Raw genomic sequence first — 16,053 nt, 5'->3', positions numbered from 1 at the left:
CGGCCATGACTGATCTGTCCCCACTTCCGGGTCCCGCAAGCGTTGCCGTCGCGGCATTGGACGGGCGTTTTTTTCGCCCGCCGCTGCCCGACGGCTACGTCTTGCGACCACGCCTTTGCGAGCGCCTGCAGGCCGGGCTCGGTGGGCGCCTGTTGCTGGTCAGCGCCCCCGCCGGGTTTGGCAAGAGCTCGCTGGCGGTGGAGTTCTGCCAAGGTCTGCCGGCGCACTGGCAGAGCCTCTGGCTGGGGCTGAGCCCGCGCGACAGCGACCCCGGGCGGTTTCTCGAACGCCTGCTCGAAGGCTTGCAAGACTACTTTCCGCAACTGGGCAGCCGCGCACTGGGCCTGCTGAAAATGCGGCAGCGCCACCAGCCGTTTGCCTTCGAAGAATGGCTCGACGGTTTGCTCGATGAGCTGACGCTGCACCTCGATCCGGCCACGCCGCTGTTGCTGGTTCTCGACGATTACCATCTCGCCCAAGGGCCTGTGCTCGACCGTTGCCTGCAATTTTTCCTCAATCATTTGCCCGATGGCTTGCTGGTCATGGTCACCAGTCGGCAGCGTCCGGACTGGCATCTGGCGCGCCTGCGGCTGTCGCGGCAGTTGCTGGAGTTGCACGAGGCGGATCTGCGCCTGACCCATGACGAAGCCTTGACCCTGCTCGATCGCCACAGCACATCACTGCGCGGCGAGGCCCTGGAAAACCTTATCCAGCGCAGCGAAGGCTGGGTCGCCGGTTTGCGTTTCTGGCTGCTTGCGGTGTCCGAGGCCGGCAGCGATGCTGCGTTACCGCAAGCGCTGAACGGCGGGGAAGGGTTGATCCGCGACTATCTCCTGGAAGAAGTCATCGATTGCCTGCCCGCCGAAGTCCAGGCGTTTCTCTACGACACTGCCCCGCAGGAGCGCTTTTGCAGCGAGTTGTGCGACGCCGTTCGCGAGGCCCACGACAGCGCCGAGATCCTGCGTTTCCTGCTTGCGCATCAGGTCTTTCTGGTGCCGCTGGATGAACATGGGCACTGGTATCGTTATCACCATCTGTTTTCTGATTTGTTGCGCAGTCGGCCGATTGCTCAAGCGATGGTGCCCACCGCGACCCTGCATTTGCGCGCCTGTCGCTGGTTCAACGCTCAAGGTTTGCTCGACGAAGCGGTGGAGCAGGCCTTGCGTGCCGGCCACCTCGACGTGGCAGCGAATCTGGTACAGAACCTCTCCGAGGAGCAACTGCTCGCCGAGCAGAACGTCGGCATGCTGCTGCGCTGGAAAATGGACTTGCCCGACAGCCTGCTGATCAGCACGCCGCGGCTGATCGTCCTCTACAGCTGGGCACTGGGGCTGGCCTGCCAGCTCGATGCGGCCGAAGAACTCTCCAGCCACTTGAGCCGTTTCCTTCCGGCGCCGTCCGCCACGGCACAAAGGTCGATGCTGGCGCAATGGCTGGCGCTGAGCGGGATCATCGCTCGTGGTCGCGGCCATCGTGAATTGACCCTCAGGTATTGCAGCGAAGCCCTGGAGAGCCTTCCGGCCAAACGCTACGGTCAACGGCTGATGTGTTTGTCGACGCTGTCCAATCTGGCGATTGCCGACGGTGATCTGTGGCGCGCTCGTGGTCTGAACCGCGAATCCCTTGAGCTGGCGCAACGCGTTGGTAACCCGTTGTTCGAGGCGTTGGCGCATTACGACCGTGCCCGCGTCTTGCAGGCACGCGGCGAAATCCTCCGCGCGCTGGATGAAGTCCATCAAGGACTGGAACGCCTGCGCGGATTGTCCCCACAACGGTTATACGCGGTGCGCGCACGGCTGACGTTGTATGAAGGTTTTCTGCTGGCGATGCGCTTGCAGCCGCAAGCCGCCCGCGTGCGTCTGCTGGCCGGGATAGGCGAAGCGCGGGCCTGCCGCGATATCAGCGTGTTGATCGGTCACTGCGTGATCGCCCGCCTGGACGGCGCCACCGGCGAATTCGCCAAAGCCTTCGCCGAACTCGCCGAAGCCGAACGGCTGATGCACATCTGGGACGTGCCGCCGATCTACTATCTGGCGATGATCACGCTGGTCAAATGCGAGCTGTGGCTGGCGCAGGGGCGCACCGATCTGGCCGAAGCCTGGCTGGCGCGGCTGGGCCAGACGTACACCGGCGAACGCGCCGCCGCACCACCGGAATTTCATCCACAGCTGCCATTGCACGTTGAGTTGCAACAGGCATTGCTCGATATGATCCAGGGGCAACCGATGCTCGCCGAAGGGCGGCTGAACGTGTTGCATGAGAACGGTCAGCAAACCGGGCGACAGTTGCTCAGTGTGATGGCGTTGACCCAAAAGGTTGCGTTGCTGCTGGCAGGTGGGCGCGAGCCGGAAGCGCGCAAGGCGTTGGGCCAGGCGCTGGAAGCCGCGGCTGGGGGTGTGCTGCAACCGTTCGATGCTTTGGTGAAAAGACATGCCGACTGGTTACGCGGACATTTACAGGCTTCACCAGCGCTGGCGGTGCAGCAGTTGCTCGAACACTTTCCACCTGCCACACCCCGTCCAGCCGCCGAGTCAGCGACCACCGAACAACTCAGCAGTCGGGAGCTGGCAGTGTTACGTCTGATCGCGCAGGGTTGTTCGAATCAGGAAATCAGCGAGCAGTTGTTCATTTCGCTGCATACCGTGAAAACCCACGCTAGCCATATCAACAGTAAATTGGGGGTTGAGCGGCGGACGCAAGCAGTGGCGCGGGCCAAAGAATTGGGGTTAATGGTCTAGCGGCGGTAAAATCCGGAATCTTCCGTTTTCGACGTTGTTGAACAATGCTCAGGATTCCCCATGACCGTTCCAGGCCCAGCACTTATCCGCGAAACCTTCCCCGTCGGCCCGCTACAGTGCAACTGCACCATCATCGGTGACCCGATCACCAAAAAGGCCATCGTCGTTGACCCGGGCGGCAATCCGGACCTGATTATGGCGCGCCTCGACGCGCTGGGTCTGAAAGTGGTCAGCATCATCCACACCCACGCGCATCTCGATCATTTTCTCGCCTCTGGCCAGATGAAAGAGAAAACCGGCGCGACCCTGCATTTGCACAAGGATGACCAGTTTTTGTGGGACAACCTTGAGATGCAGTGCCAGATGTTCGGTGTGCCCTATACCCCGGTGCCGTCGCCGGATCGCTGGCTCAGCGATGACGAAGAACTGGCCTGTGGCTGCGGCGTGGCGCTGCATACGCCGGGTCATACGCCAGGTTCCATGAGCTTTTGGTTTTCCGAGGCTAAGCTGTTGATTGCCGGCGACACGCTGTTTCGTCGCGGCGTAGGGCGCACGGATTTGTGGGGCGGCGATCAGGCGACCATCGTGCGTTCGATCAAGCAGCGGCTGTACACCCTGGACGAAGACGCAATCGTCGTTGCCGGGCATGGTCCGGACACGCGTCTGGGCGATGAGATGCGCGAAAACCCGTTTGTGCGGGCCTAAATATTTTGTCACGAGTGTGCGGCGGAATTTTTGTGCATTGTCATGATCAAACGCCCGCAGAGGTCCATTGCCAAACGGCCGCTGCACCACAGAATGCAAAAGTAGGAGCTCTCAATGTTCACCAAGCGTCGTTTGATTATTGTCGCTACTGCCGTGGCCTTGCTGTCCGGCTGCGCCTCGCCCAACCCGTATGACAATCAGGGCCAGGCCGACGGTGGCTCCCAAGGCATGAGCAAAACCGCCAAGTACGGTGGCCTGGGTGCGCTGGCTGGTGCCCTGGCGGGTGCTGCCATCGACCATAACAACCGTGGCAAGGGCGCCTTGATCGGTGCGGCCGTGGTGGGTGCTTCGGCAGCCGGTTACGGTTACTACGCTGACAAGCAGGAAGCCAAGCTGCGTGCGAGCATGGCCAACACCGGAGTTGAAGTGCAGCGTCAGGGCGATCAGATCAAGCTGATCATGCCGGGCAACATCACGTTCGCTACCGATTCGGCGAACATCGCGTCGAGCTTCTATCAGCCGCTGAACAATCTGGCCAACTCGCTGAAAGAGTTCAACCAGAACCAGATCGAAATCGTCGGCTACACCGACAGCACCGGCAGCCGCCAGCACAACATGGATTTGTCCCAGCGTCGTGCGCAGAGCGTGGCAACCTACCTGACCTCGCAAGGCGTCAGCGGTGCCAATCTGTCGGCCCGTGGTGCCGGTCCGGATAATCCGATTGCCAGCAACGGCGACGTCAATGGCCGTGCGCAGAACCGTCGGGTTGAAGTCAACCTGAAAGCGATTCCTGGCCAGCAGTATGGTGGCCAGCAGCAACAGCCGGGCACCGTTCAGCAGTATCCGTAAGCGATTGCCTGAATGAAGAAATGCCCGGTCCTGTGATCGGGCATTTTTTTTGTCTGGCCTGTTATGGCCTCATCGCGGGCAAGCCCGCTCCCACAGGTATTGGTGGTGTACACAAAACCTGTGTTCCACACATCACCCTGTGGGAGCGGGCTTGCCCGCGATGAGGCCATCACTGGCGATACAAATCGGCGGATACAAAAAAGCCCCCGGACAACAACATTGTCCGGGGGCTTTTTCTTTGGTGCGAAGACTGATTACTTCTTCAAACCATAATGCTCATCGAGCATGCCTGGCGAGTTCGGGGCTTTCGGTGCGTAATCACGCGGTGGTTCCTGATCGCGCGGTGGCGTCAGGCGTTCGCGTGGTGCCTGCGCCGCGTCGGCGTGCAAGGCAGCGATCAGGCGTTGGCGGGTTTGCTCGTCCAGGGCCAGACGATTGGCGCCCTCGGCGAGGTGATCCTGCACTTCCTGATAGCTCTGGGTCAGTTTCTTGACCAGCATCGCGGTGCTGTTGAAGTGGGTGACCACCTCGTTTTGATAACTGTCGAAACGCTCCTGGATATCATCCAGTTGACGCTGCGTACGGCTCGGCGCGGCGTTTGGTGCAACGCGCGCGATCAGGAATCCAATGGCGACACCCACAACCAGGGCAAGAGTCGGTAACAACCAAACTAAGAGCGAGTGTTCCACGAGTCCTTCCTCTATAAACGGCTTTGCTTTACGTTAACGGCTCGAACCTGCGCTGTATACCGCGATTCACTCGCAATAGATTGGCACAGACAATTTGCTAGACGAGTCGACCCGATTCGAGGTCACGGAGTTCCTTCCTTGCTGATGCGTGAAACCCCTGTAGTGATTGACGGCCCGGTGGGTCAACTTGAGTCCCTGTACCTGGATAACGAGCAGCCGCGAGGCATTGCGCTGATCTGCCATCCGAACCCGGTGCAGGGCGGCACCATGCTCAACAAGGTCGTCTCGACCCTGCAGCGCACCGCGCGCGACGCGGGTCTGATCACCTTGCGCTTCAACTATCGCGGCGTCGGCGCCAGCGAAGGGACGCACGACATGGGCACCGGCGAAATCGATGACGCCCAGGCTGCCGCCGCATGGCTGCGGGAAAAACACCCGGATCTGCCGCTGACCCTGTTCGGTTTTTCCTTCGGCGGATTTGTTGCAGCAAGTCTCGGCGGGCGCCTCGAAGCGCAAGGCGTGCCGCTCAAGCACCTGTTCATGGTTGCCCCGGCGGTGATGCGTCTTGGCGAACAGGATCCACTGCCACAACACGGCGAACTCACCGTGATCCAGCCAGAAACCGACGAAGTCATCGATCCGCAACTGGTTTACGACTGGTCGGAACAACTCCTGCGCCCCCATGAGCTGCTGAAAGTGGCAGAATGCGGACACTTTTTTCATGGCAAGCTGACCGATCTCAAGGATCTGATCCTGCCGCGTCTTTCGAATTGATTGCAGTCTGACAAGCGATTACCCATGACGAACCGTACCCGCATCCTCACCGGCATCACCACCACCGGCACGCCGCACCTGGGCAACTACGCCGGCGCCATCCGCCCGGCGATTCTCGCCAGCCGCGACAGCAATGCCGATTCGTTCTACTTCCTGGCCGACTACCACGCCCTGATCAAATGCGATGACCCGCTGCGCATTCAGCGCTCGCGTCTGGAAATCGCCGCGACCTGGCTGGCCGGTGGCCTCGACGTCGATCGCGTGACCTTCTACCGTCAGTCCGACATTCCGGAAATCCCTGAACTGACCTGGCTGCTGACCTGCGTCGCCGCCAAGGGCCTGCTCAACCGCGCCCATGCCTACAAGGCTTCGGTGGACAAGAATGTCGAGACCGGCGAAGACCCGGATGCCGGCATCACCATGGGCCTCTACAGCTATCCGGTGCTGATGGCGGCGGACATTCTGATGTTCAACGCGCACAAGGTGCCGGTCGGTCGCGACCAGATCCAGCACGTGGAAATGGCCCGTGATATCGGCCAGCGCTTCAACCACTTGTTTGGTCAGGGCAAAGAATTCTTCACCATGCCCGAAGCGCTGATCGAAGAAAGCGTGGCGACATTGCCGGGCCTCGACGGTCGCAAGATGTCGAAGAGCTACGACAACACCATCCCGTTGTTCTCCAGCGCCAAAGAAATGAAGGACGCGATTTCGCGGATAGTCACCGACTCCAAAGCTCCAGGCGAAGCCAAGGATCCGGACAACTCGCACCTGTTCACTCTGTTCCAGGCCTTCGCCACGCCGGCGCAATCCGACGAATTCCGCAGCGAACTGTTGGGCGGTCTGGGTTGGGGCGAGGCGAAGAACCGTCTGTTCCAGTTGCTCGACAACCAACTCGGCGAGGCTCGCGACAAGTATCACCAGTTGATCGAGCGTCCGGCTGATCTGGAAGACATCCTGCAGATTGGCGCGAAAAAGGCCCGTGCCGTGGCGACGCCGTTCCTCAACGAACTGCGCGAAGCCGTTGGCCTGCGCTCCTTCGTCAATCAGGTGCAGGTCGCCGCGACCACCAAGAAGAAAGCCGCGAAAGCCGCACGCTTCGTCAGCTTCCGTGAAGACGACGGCAGCTTCCGTTTCCGTCTGCTGGCGGCCGATGGCGAACAACTGCTGCTGTCGCGCAACTTCGCCGACGGCAAAACCGCCGGTCAGGTGACCAAGCAACTGCAATCCGGCCAGCCTTTGGACGTGCGCAGCGAAGACCTGAGCTTCAGCGTGTGGCTGGAAGGCGAGTGCGTCGGCGACAGCCCGGCGTTCGCCGATGTTGCTGCGCGGGATGCGGCCGTCGAGGCCTTGCGGATCGCTCTGACACCGGTTCAGGAATAATCAACGGGCCGGCCCGACCAAGGGCTGATTGCCATTCCCACGGGCCGTCGCTACAGTGACGGCCCGTTTTTGTTGCCTTGCTAACGAATTATGACGCCCCTAGAACGATACCAAGCTGATCTGAAACGCCCGGACTTCTTCCATGATGCCGCGCAGGAAACTGCTGTGCGTCATTTGCAGCGCCTGTACGAGGATCTGATCGCCGCCGATCAGAACAAGCCGGGCCTGCTGAGCAAACTGTTTGGCAAAAAGGATCAGACCCCGGTCAAGGGCCTGTATTTCTGGGGCGGCGTGGGTCGCGGCAAAACTTACCTGGTCGACACCTTCTTCGAAGCGCTGCCGTTCAAGGAAAAGACCCGCACCCACTTCCACCGCTTCATGAAGCGTGTGCACGAAGAGATGAAAACCCTCGGCGGCGAGAAAAACCCGCTGACCATCATCGCCAAGCGTTTTGCGACTGAGTCGCGGGTCATCTGCTTCGATGAGTTCTTCGTTTCCGACATCACCGACGCGATGATCCTCGGCACGCTGATGGAAGAGCTGTTCAAAAACGGCGTGACCCTGGTCGCGACCTCGAACATCGTTCCGGATGGTCTGTACAAGGATGGCCTGCAGCGTGCGCGCTTCCTGCCAGCCATCGCGCTGATCAAGCAGAACACCGATATCGTCAACGTCGACAGCGGCGTCGACTACCGTCTGCGTCACCTCGAACAAGCGGAACTGTTCCACTATCCGCTCGACGAAGCCGCGCACGAAAGTCTGCGCAAGAGCTTCAAGGCGCTGACACCGGAATGCACTGCGGCCGTGGAAAACGATGTGTTGATCATCGAAAACCGCGAAATCCGTGCCCTGCGTACCTGCGATGACGTGGCCTGGTTCGACTTCCGCGAACTGTGCGACGGCCCGCGCAGCCAGAACGATTACATCGAACTGGGAAAAATCTTCCACGCCGTGCTGCTCAGCGGTGTCGAGCAGATGAGCGTCACCACCGACGACATCGCCCGACGCTTCATCAACATGGTCGACGAGTTCTACGACCGTAACGTCAAGCTGATCATTTCTGCTGAAGTCGAGCTGAAGGATCTGTACACCGGCGGACGTTTGAACTTCGAGTTCCAGCGCACGCTGAGCCGTCTGCTGGAGATGCAATCGCACGAATTCCTGTCGCGGGCGCACAAGCCTTAAGCGGATTCGACAAATAAAAAAGGCCTGCAATTGCAGGCCTTTTTTATGCGCTGAAGAACAGCTCGAATGCACCGCGATCCCTGTGGGAGCTGGCTTGCCAGCGATGGCGTCGTGTCAGGTGATATTTATGTCTCTGACAAACCGCTATCGCTGGCAAGCCAGCTCCCACAGGTTTTGTATTTGCTTCGGGGGGGTTAAGCAGCCTGCTGAAACTGCTGCCGATACTGGTTCGGCGACAGTTCGGTGTGCTGGCGGAACAACCGCGCAAAGAAGCTCGCATCGTCGTAACCGACTTCATAGCTGATGGTCTTGATGCTCTTGCGACTGCCGGACAGCAAGCCTTTGGCCGTCTCGATGCGCAGACGTTGCAGGTAGTGCAGCGGCTTGTCGCCCGTCGCGGTCTGGAAGCGGCGCATGAAGTTGCGGATGCTCATGCCGTGCTCGCGGGCCACGTCTTCGAAGCGGAACTTGTCAGCGAAGTGCTCTTCGAGCCAGTGCTGGATCTGCAGGATGATCACATCCTGGTGCAGCTTCTGGCCGCCGAAACCGATACGTCCCGGCGAATAGCTGCGCTGCACTTCATAGAGGATGTCGCGGGCCACGGCCTGCGCCACGTTGGCCCCGCAGAAACGTTCGATCAGGTAGATGTAGAGGTCACACGCCGAAGTAGTGCCGCCGGCGCAATACAGGTTGTCGGCGTCCGTCAGGTGTTTGTCCTGATTGAGGTAAACCTTCGGGAAGCGCTCGGCGAAGGCATTGAAGAAGCGCCAGTAGGTGGTCGCTTCCTTGCCGTTGAGCAGCCCGGCCTCGGCCAGCCAGAACACCCCGGTGGCTTCGCCGCACAGCACCGCGCCGCGCGCATGCTGCTCGCGCAACCATGGCAGGACTTGTGGATAACGGCTGCAAAGCGTATCGAAATCGTCCCAGAACGCTGGAAGGATAATCACGTCGGCGTTTTCCAGGCCGCCGTCCACCGGCATCACGACGTCACTGAAACTGTTCACCGGTTTGCCGTCAGGGCTGACGAGGCGGGTTTCGAACGCCGGTGTCAGGCCGTGGCCCAGTTGTTTGCCGTAACGCAGGCTGGCCAGATGGAAGAAATCCTTGGCTTGCATGAGAGTGGAGGCGAAAACCCGGTCGATAGCCAGGATGCTGACGCGCCGCAAGGGCGTGGAGACTTGCTTAGACATAATTCAACTTTTGTTTTGTTTTTATAAGGGAAAGTGGTCACCAGACGGCTGGATCGTCTTATTTTTTGTCGGATGTGTCCAGTGTCCTGTATCGGAGGCGAGGCTTAGTCTCTGAAGGTCATAACCCTCCAACAAGAAAGAAAGGTGCCGCATGATCCCCAGAACCTTGTTCAGCTCCGAGCACGAATTGTTCCGCGACAGCGTACGAACCTTCCTCGAAAAAGAGGCCGTGCCGTTCCATGCTCAGTGGGAAAAACAAGGCCATATCGACCGCAAGCTGTGGAACAAGGCCGGGGAGGCGGGGATGCTCTGCTCGCATCTGCCGGAAGAATACGGTGGGCTGGGGGCGGATTTTCTCTACAGCGCGGTGGTGATCGAAGAAGTCGGTCGATTGGGCCTGACCGGGATCGGTTTCTCGCTTCATTCGGACATCGTTGCACCGTACATCCTGCATTACGGCAGTGAAACGCTGAAGCACAAATACCTGCCGAAACTGGTCTCGGGCGAAATGGTCACCGCCATTGCCATGACCGAGCCGGGTGCCGGCTCCGACCTGCAGGGCGTGAAGACCACCGCCGTGCTGGACGGCGATGAATATGTGATCAACGGTTCGAAAACCTTCATCACCAACGGCTTTCTCGCCGATCTGGTGATCGTCGTTGCGAAGACCGATCCGAAGGCCGGCGCCAAGGGCACCAGTCTGTTTCTGGTCGAGGCGAATACGCCGGGCTTCGAGAAGGGCAAGCGCTTGGAGAAGGTCGGTATGAAGGCTCAAGACACGTCGGAATTGTTCTTCCAGGACGTGCGTGTGCCGAAGGAAAACCTGTTGGGGCAGGCCGGGGCCGGGTTTGCCTATTTGATGCAGGAGCTGCCGCAGGAGCGTCTGACCGTGGCGATTGGTGGTCTGGCTTCGGCGGAAGCGGCGTTGCAGTGGACGCTGGATTACACCCGTGATCGCAAGGCGTTCGGCAAGGCCATTGCCGATTTCCAGAACACGCGCTTCAAGCTGGCGGAGATGGCAACTGAAATCCAGATCGGTCGAGTGTTCGTCGATAAATGTCTGGAACTGCACCTGCAAGGCAAGCTGGATGTGCCGACAGCAGCGATGGCGAAATACTGGGGTACTGACCTGCAATGCAAGGTGCTCGACGAGTGCGTGCAGTTGCACGGCGGTTACGGCTTCATGTGGGAATACCCGGTAGCCCGGGCGTGGGCGGATGCGCGGGTGCAGCGGATTTATGCCGGCACCAATGAAATCATGAAGGAGATCATTGCGCGGTCGCTGTAATGCAGCGTGATCGTTCCCACGCTCTGCGTGGGAATGCCGCCATGGACGCTCTGCGTCCGCTTTGGGAGTGACGCGGAGCGTCATGGTATGCGTTCCCACGCAGAGCGTGGGAACGATCATCTTCCTGGATTACGGTGCAGGATTCGGATGATCCTTGTGAATCGCCTCGATCCCCGCCAGCACTTCATCGGAAAGCTTCAGATCGAAGCTGGCAATGTTGCTGTCCAGTTGCTCAAGCGTCGTCGCGCCAATGATGTTGCTGGTGACGAACGGTTGCTGAGTGACGAACGCCAACGCCATTTGCGCTGGATCCAGGCCGTGCTCTCGGGCCAGTGCCACGTAACGGCTGCACGCTGCTTCCGATTGCGCATTGAAATAGCGGCTGAAGCGGCTGTAGAGGCTCAGGCGGCCTTTTGGTGGACGCGCGCCACCTTCGTATTTGCCCGACAGGAAGCCGAACGCCAGCGGCGAATAGGCGAGCAACCCGCACTGTTCGCGAATGGCGACTTCCGCCAGGCCGACTTCAAAGCTGCGGTTTAGCAGGTTGTACGGGTTCTGGATCGACACCGCACGCGGCCAGCCACGAGCTTCGGCCAAGGCGAGAAAACGCATGGTGCCCCATGGTGTTTCGTTGGACAGGCCGATGTGGCGGATCTTGCCGGCCTTAACCTGCTCGTCGAGTGCTTCGAGGGTGTCTTCGAGCGGGGTGAGGTTGGCTTCGATCTTGTGTTTGTAGCCCAACTGCCCGAAAAAGTTGGTGCTGCGCTCAGGCCAGTGCAATTGATAAAGATCGATGTAATCGGTCTGCAAACGCTTGAGGCTGGCATCCACCGCTGCGGTGATGTGCTGGCGGTTGTGGCGCAGGTTTTTGTCGCGGATGTAGTCGATGGTGTTGCCGGGACCGGCGATCTTGCTGGCGAGGATCCAGTCGGCGCGGTCGCCACGACTTTTGAAGTAATTGCCGATGTAGCGCTCGGTCGTGGCGTAGGTTTCGGCTTTTGGCGGCACCGGATACATTTCGGCGGTGTCGATGAAATTGATCCCGGCCTCTTTGGCCCGTTCGATCTGCGCGAAGGCTTCAGCTTCAGTGTTTTGCTCGCCCCAGGTCATGGTGCCGAGGCAGATTGCACTCACGTTCAGGTCGGTACGGCCTAGCTGGCGATAGTCCATCGGGTGCTCCTTGGGCAAAACAATCATAAAAGCAGGTTGAAATATTTTTCGCAATCTGCATAATTGCCGACCTCTTTCTGCAGTGGAAGTGATGCGCCGCCGCCGAAGAATCTTGCCGTTGAACGGACGCGCCGACCCGAGCCCCCGAAAGCGTCTGTATCCGGCTGCCTTTGACTTGTCAAAGTACGCACTATTCAGTAAGATCCGCCGTCTAATTTACAGGGCGGCCCCTGAGGCTATAAAGAATGAAAACTTTTACTGCTAAACCGGAAACAGTAAAGCGCGACTGGTTTGTCGTCGACGCTGCTGGTCAGACCCTGGGTCGTCTGGCCACCGAAATCGCGAGCCGTCTGCGTGGCAAGCACAAGCCTGAGTACACTCCTCACGTTGACACCGGCGACTACATCGTCGTAATCAACGCTGAGCAGATCCGTGTTACCGGTGCTAAAACCACTGACAAAATGTACTACTCCCACTCCGGTTTCCCGGGCGGCATCAAGTCGATCAACTTTGAAAAGCTGATCGCCAAAGCCCCTGAGCGCGTGATCGAGACCGCGGTTAAAGGCATGCTGCCTAAAAACCCACTGGGTCGCGACATGTACCGTAAGCTGAAAGTCTATGCGGGCGCTGCACACCCACATACTGCTCAGCAGCCCCAAGAACTGAAGTTTTAACGGAATAGTACATTATGTCGGCGACTCAAAATTACGGCACTGGCCGTCGCAAGACCGCAACCGCACGCGTTTTCCTGCGTCCGGGTACTGGTAACATCTCCATCAACAACCGTTCGCTGGATAACTTCTTCGGCCGCGAAACTGCCCGCATGGTAGTTCGTCAGCCGCTGGAGCTGACCGAGACTGTCGAGAAGTTCGACATCTACGTCACCGTGATCGGCGGTGGTGTAAGTGGTCAAGCTGGCGCAATCCGCCACGGCATCACTCGCGCTCTGATGGACTACGACGAAACCCTGCGTGGCGCTCTGCGCAAAGCTGGCTTCGTTACTCGCGACGCCCGTGAAGTTGAACGTAAGAAAGTTGGTCTGCGTAAAGCGCGTAAGCGTCCGCAGTACTCGAAGCGTTAATTTCGCTTCCACGTTCAAAAAGAACGCCCGATTCCTCACGGAACCGGGCGTTTTTTTATGCCTGCGATTTATCAAAAGAATTGCGCTGTGACAACTTGCCACATTCGTAGACCCCCTATACTGCAAGGCTTGAGGGTAAGAGCTCCGGGTAATTCCCTTGTCAGAATTGGGGCTTTTCATTACCATCTCGGCAAAATTTTTATAAGTAACATTGATTTATTTAGTAGATGCCTGATTTAACAGGCCACAAAGCTGATGGGAGAGGACTGAATGAGCAATGACGGCGTGAATGCAGGCCGGCGTCGCTTCTTGGTAGCAGCCACATCCGTGGTGGGTGCTGCAGGAGCGGTGGGGGCTGCGGTCCCGTTCGTGGGGTCATGGTTTCCCAGTGCCAAGGCGAAAGCCGCCGGTGCACCGGTGAAAGTGAATGTCAGCAAAATCGAGCCAGGGCAGCAGATGATTGCTGAGTGGCGCGGCCAGCCGGTGTTCATTGTTCGTCGTACTGCGGAAATCCTGGGGAATCTCAAGAAGATCGAGGGCCAGCTCTCCGATCCAACCTCCAAAAACTCCACGCAACCTACCTATGTCGACCCTGAAGTGCGATCGATCAAGCCGGAAATTCTCCTGCTGATCGGGATCTGCACGCACCTGGGTTGCTCACCGACCTTCCGTCCCGAAGTGGCACCTGCGGATCTGGGTAAAGACTGGGTGGGCGGTTATTTCTGCCCGTGCCACGGTTCCCACTACGATCTGGCTGGCCGCGTCTACAAGTCGCAACCTGCGCCTTTGAACCTGCCAGTTCCCCCGCATTCCTATGAGACCGATGACCTGATTGTCATTGGCGTCGATACGGAGAAAGCGTGATGAGCAAGTTCATGGATTGGGTTGATGCGCGCTTCCCTGCGACCAAGATGTGGGAAGACCATCTCAGCAAGTATTACGCTCCAAAAAACTTCAACTTCTTCTATTTCTTCGGCTCGCTGGCGCTGCTGGTGCTGGTCAACCAGATTGTCACCGGTGTCTGGCTGACGATGAGCTACACGCCATCGGCAGAAGAAGCGTTCGCTTCCGTCGAATACATCATGCGCGATGTCGAGTACGGCTCGATCCTGCGTCTATTGCACTCGACCGGCGCCTCGGCGTTCTTCATCGTGGTCTATCTGCACATGTTCCGTGGCTTGCTCTACGGTTCGTACCAGAAGCCGCGTGAACTGGTCTGGGTGTTCGGCATGCTGATCTACCTGGCGCTGATGGCTGAAGCCTTCATGGGTTATCTGTTGCCTTGGGGGCAGATGTCCTACTGGGGTGCCCAGGTGATCATCTCGCTGTTCGGTGCGATTCCGGTCATCGGTAACGACCTGACTCAGTGGATTCGCGGTGACTACCTGATCTCCGGGATCACCCTGAACCGCTTCTTCGCCTTGCACGTTGTCGCTCTGCCGATCGTGATTCTCGGTCTGGTGGTGCTGCACATCCTGGCGCTGCACGAAGTCGGCTCGAACAACCCGGATGGCGTCGATATCAAGAAACACAAAGACGAAAACGGCATCCCGCTGGACGGCATTGCGTTCCACCCGTACTACACCGTGAAAGACATTGTCGGTGTCGTAGTGTTCCTGTTCATCTTCTGCTTTATCGTGTTCTTCTTCCCGGAAATGGGCGGCTACTTCCTCGAAAAACCAAACTTCGAGCAGGCTAACCCATTCAAGACGCCAGAGCACATTGCGCCGGTTTGGTACTTCACGCCGTTCTACGCGATCCTGCGGGCAATCCCGGACAAGCTCATGGGTGTTATCGCCATGGGTGCGGCAATCGCAGTGCTATTTGTCTTGCCTTGGCTCGACCGCAGTCCGGTCAAGTCGATGCGCTACAAAGGCTGGATGAGCAAAATCTGGCTGGTAGTGTTCTGCATTTCGTTCGTGATTCTCGGCATTCTGGGCGTTCTCGCTCCGACACCTGAGCGCACGCTGGTATCGCAGATCTGCACGTTCCTGTACTTCGCCTACTTCATTCTGATGCCGTTCTACACCAGGCTCGAGAAGACCAAAAAGGTTCCGGAAAGGGTGACTGGCTGATGAAAAAGTTATTTTTTGCTCTGATTTTTGCTGCTCTGCCAGTGCTGTCCTTCGCCGCTGAACATGGTGGTCCGGAGCTGGAAAAAGTCGACATCGACGTTTCCGACAAGGCTGCGTTGCAGGATGGCGCGCGTACCTTTGCCAACTATTGCATGGGTTGCCACAGTGCCAAGTTCCAGCGTTACGAGCGAGTTGCCGATGATCTCGGCGTACCTCATGAGCTGATGCTGGAGAAGCTGGTGTTCACCGGTGCCAAGATCGGTGATCACATGAGCATCGGCATGCAGCCGGCCGACGCCAAGACCTGGTTCGGCGCTGCGCCACCGGATCTGACGCTGGTCGCTCGTGTGCGTGGCACTGACTGGCTCTACGGTTACCTGAAGTCGTTCTACGAAGATCCGGCACGTCCATGGGGCGTGAACAACAAGGTTTTCCCGAACGTCGGCATGCCCAACGTACTGGTCGGCCTGCAAGGTCGTCAGGTTGTGGGCTGCAAACAGGTGCAGATCGTCGAAGACGGCAAGAAGCAATATGATCCGCTGACCGGTACGCCGCTGACTCATGAGGCGTGCGATCAGTTGACCATCGTGCCGAAGTCCGGTGCTCTGAACGAAGAGCAGTTCGATGAGAAGGTCAAGAATCTGGTAACCTTCCTGGCTTACTCGGCTAACCCGGTTAAGCTGCAACATCAGCGCATCGGTACTTACGTCTTGCTGTACCTGGCGTTCTTCTTTGTGTTCGCCTATCTGCTCAAGCGTGAATACTGGAAAGACGTGCACTGATACGCTTCAAAAGCATTGCTGTTAATCGCGCGCGCCCAAGGGCGTCTCCGATAGCGCAACGTCTGGCCAGCCAGGTGTTGCGGGAGGCGCCCTCTGGGCGCGCGCGTTTTTCCGGTTCCGATAATTTCAACAAGCGAGGAGGATCGC

Annotated in this window: 15 protein-coding genes; 12 read left to right on the top strand and 3 right to left on the bottom strand. The window is 58.7% G+C overall.

The annotated features are described in order from the left end of the window. Window positions 1-5 precede the first annotated feature (5 nt). From ACVVH8_RS24695 to ACVVH8_RS24685, 3 genes are all read left to right on the top strand, one after another. Complete coding sequence (locus ACVVH8_RS24695; protein WP_475226837.1) at window positions 6-2,738, top strand: winged helix-turn-helix domain-containing protein; 2,733 nt, start codon at window positions 6-8, stop codon at window positions 2,736-2,738. Between the two features lie 60 nt (window positions 2,739-2,798). Further along, the gene (locus ACVVH8_RS24690) at window positions 2,799-3,443 is read left to right on the top strand and encodes an MBL fold metallo-hydrolase (protein ID WP_103306233.1); all 645 of its coding nucleotides are present in this window, start codon (window positions 2,799-2,801) and stop codon (window positions 3,441-3,443) included. Window positions 3,444-3,557: 114 nt separating this feature from the next. Next, on the top strand, window positions 3,558-4,292 hold the full coding sequence (locus ACVVH8_RS24685; RefSeq protein WP_103306232.1) for a YiaD family glycine zipper/OmpA-like lipoprotein: 735 nt from the start codon (window positions 3,558-3,560) through the stop codon (window positions 4,290-4,292). A gap of 254 nt (window positions 4,293-4,546) precedes the next feature. Here ACVVH8_RS24685 and ACVVH8_RS24680 read toward each other — a convergent pair whose 3' ends face one another. Continuing rightward, entirely contained in the window at window positions 4,547-4,981 is a 435-nt protein-coding gene (locus tag ACVVH8_RS24680) for a Z-ring associated ZapG family protein (protein ID WP_007961596.1), read from the bottom strand. 144 nt (window positions 4,982-5,125) lie between these two features. Here ACVVH8_RS24680 and ACVVH8_RS24675 point away from each other — a divergent pair, with 144 nt between their 5' ends. The 3 genes from ACVVH8_RS24675 (at window position 5,126) to zapE (ending at window position 8,320) form a co-directional block, all read left to right on the top strand. Beyond that, entirely contained in the window at window positions 5,126-5,755 is a 630-nt protein-coding gene (locus tag ACVVH8_RS24675) for an alpha/beta hydrolase (protein ID WP_475231228.1), read from the top strand. A 24-nt stretch (window positions 5,756-5,779) separates the two neighbouring features. Continuing rightward, the gene (locus ACVVH8_RS24670; RefSeq protein ID WP_103306231.1) at window positions 5,780-7,135 is read left to right on the top strand and encodes a tryptophan--tRNA ligase; all 1,356 of its coding nucleotides are present in this window, start codon (window positions 5,780-5,782) and stop codon (window positions 7,133-7,135) included. Between the two features lie 90 nt (window positions 7,136-7,225). Continuing rightward, a complete protein-coding gene (zapE, locus tag ACVVH8_RS24665; RefSeq protein ID WP_103306230.1) occupies window positions 7,226-8,320 on the top strand; it encodes a cell division protein ZapE in 1,095 nt (364 codons plus the stop codon). Between the two features lie 194 nt (window positions 8,321-8,514). Here zapE and ACVVH8_RS24660 read toward each other — a convergent pair whose 3' ends face one another. Next, window positions 8,515-9,411 carry a GlxA family transcriptional regulator gene (locus tag ACVVH8_RS24660; RefSeq protein ID WP_169842445.1) on the bottom strand — a complete coding sequence of 299 codons (897 nt, stop codon included), beginning with the start codon at window positions 9,409-9,411 and terminating at the stop codon, window positions 8,515-8,517. A 250-nt stretch (window positions 9,412-9,661) separates the two neighbouring features. Between ACVVH8_RS24660 and ACVVH8_RS24655 the strand changes: the two genes are divergently transcribed. After that, window positions 9,662-10,798, top strand: coding sequence for an acyl-CoA dehydrogenase family protein (locus tag ACVVH8_RS24655; RefSeq protein ID WP_475226834.1), 1,137 nt, complete (start codon window positions 9,662-9,664; stop codon window positions 10,796-10,798). A 129-nt stretch (window positions 10,799-10,927) separates the two neighbouring features. On the opposite strand, the gene ACVVH8_RS24650 is transcribed toward ACVVH8_RS24655, so the two are convergent. Beyond that, window positions 10,928-11,968 carry an NADP(H)-dependent aldo-keto reductase gene (locus tag ACVVH8_RS24650; protein ID WP_315446521.1) on the bottom strand — a complete coding sequence of 347 codons (1,041 nt, stop codon included), beginning with the start codon at window positions 11,966-11,968 and terminating at the stop codon, window positions 10,928-10,930. A gap of 245 nt (window positions 11,969-12,213) precedes the next feature. Here ACVVH8_RS24650 and rplM point away from each other — a divergent pair, with 245 nt between their 5' ends. The 5 genes from rplM to ACVVH8_RS24625 all read left to right on the top strand — a co-directional run bounded on the left by rplM (window position 12,214) and on the right by ACVVH8_RS24625 (window position 15,906). Beyond that, window positions 12,214-12,642: a 50S ribosomal protein L13 gene (gene rplM, locus ACVVH8_RS24645; protein WP_007917032.1), complete on the top strand. Its 429-nt coding sequence runs from the start codon at window positions 12,214-12,216 to the stop codon at window positions 12,640-12,642. A 14-nt stretch (window positions 12,643-12,656) separates the two neighbouring features. Continuing rightward, window positions 12,657-13,049 (top strand): 30S ribosomal protein S9, encoded by a 393-nt coding sequence (gene rpsI / locus ACVVH8_RS24640; protein WP_003205364.1) that lies wholly within the window; start codon window positions 12,657-12,659, stop codon window positions 13,047-13,049. A gap of 270 nt (window positions 13,050-13,319) precedes the next feature. After that, window positions 13,320-13,913 carry a ubiquinol-cytochrome c reductase iron-sulfur subunit gene (gene petA, locus ACVVH8_RS24635; protein WP_003228055.1) on the top strand — a complete coding sequence of 198 codons (594 nt, stop codon included), beginning with the start codon at window positions 13,320-13,322 and terminating at the stop codon, window positions 13,911-13,913. Beyond that, a complete protein-coding gene (locus ACVVH8_RS24630) occupies window positions 13,913-15,124 on the top strand; it encodes a cytochrome b (RefSeq protein ID WP_103306226.1) in 1,212 nt (403 codons plus the stop codon). The genes petA and ACVVH8_RS24630 overlap by 1 nt, the downstream gene beginning before the upstream one ends. Next, on the top strand, window positions 15,124-15,906 hold the full coding sequence (locus ACVVH8_RS24625) for a cytochrome c1 (protein WP_213026548.1): 783 nt from the start codon (window positions 15,124-15,126) through the stop codon (window positions 15,904-15,906). Before ACVVH8_RS24630 ends, ACVVH8_RS24625 begins: the two co-directional genes overlap by 1 nt. Window positions 15,907-16,053: the final 147 nt, after the last annotated feature.

It is taken from the genome of Pseudomonas trutticola BRTCR10 (assembly GCF_056155105.1).
Note: the sequence above shows the minus strand (reverse complement) of the source record. Positions and strands in the feature narration are given on the sequence as shown.

What these genes read in the sequence shown, in the direction of transcription:
- ACVVH8_RS24695 (WP_475226837.1), top strand. Translation starts at nt 6, where the DNA reads ATGACTGATCTGTCCCCACTTCCGGGTCCCGCAAGCGTTGCCGTCGCG.
- ACVVH8_RS24690 (WP_103306233.1), top strand. Translation starts at nt 2,799, where the DNA reads ATGACCGTTCCAGGCCCAGCACTTATCCGCGAAACCTTCCCCGTCGGC.
- ACVVH8_RS24685 (WP_103306232.1), top strand. Translation starts at nt 3,558, where the DNA reads ATGTTCACCAAGCGTCGTTTGATTATTGTCGCTACTGCCGTGGCCTTG.
- ACVVH8_RS24675 (WP_475231228.1), top strand. Translation starts at nt 5,126, where the DNA reads ATGCGTGAAACCCCTGTAGTGATTGACGGCCCGGTGGGTCAACTTGAG.
- ACVVH8_RS24670 (WP_103306231.1), top strand. Translation starts at nt 5,780, where the DNA reads ATGACGAACCGTACCCGCATCCTCACCGGCATCACCACCACCGGCACG.
- zapE (WP_103306230.1), top strand. Translation starts at nt 7,226, where the DNA reads ATGACGCCCCTAGAACGATACCAAGCTGATCTGAAACGCCCGGACTTC.
- ACVVH8_RS24655 (WP_475226834.1), top strand. Translation starts at nt 9,662, where the DNA reads ATGATCCCCAGAACCTTGTTCAGCTCCGAGCACGAATTGTTCCGCGAC.
- ACVVH8_RS24650 (WP_315446521.1), bottom strand. Translation starts at nt 11,968, where the DNA reads ATGGACTATCGCCAGCTAGGCCGTACCGACCTGAACGTGAGTGCAATC.
- rplM (WP_007917032.1), top strand. Translation starts at nt 12,214, where the DNA reads ATGAAAACTTTTACTGCTAAACCGGAAACAGTAAAGCGCGACTGGTTT.
- rpsI (WP_003205364.1), top strand. Translation starts at nt 12,657, where the DNA reads ATGTCGGCGACTCAAAATTACGGCACTGGCCGTCGCAAGACCGCAACC.
- petA (WP_003228055.1), top strand. Translation starts at nt 13,320, where the DNA reads ATGAGCAATGACGGCGTGAATGCAGGCCGGCGTCGCTTCTTGGTAGCA.
- ACVVH8_RS24630 (WP_103306226.1), top strand. Translation starts at nt 13,913, where the DNA reads ATGAGCAAGTTCATGGATTGGGTTGATGCGCGCTTCCCTGCGACCAAG.
- ACVVH8_RS24625 (WP_213026548.1), top strand. Translation starts at nt 15,124, where the DNA reads ATGAAAAAGTTATTTTTTGCTCTGATTTTTGCTGCTCTGCCAGTGCTG.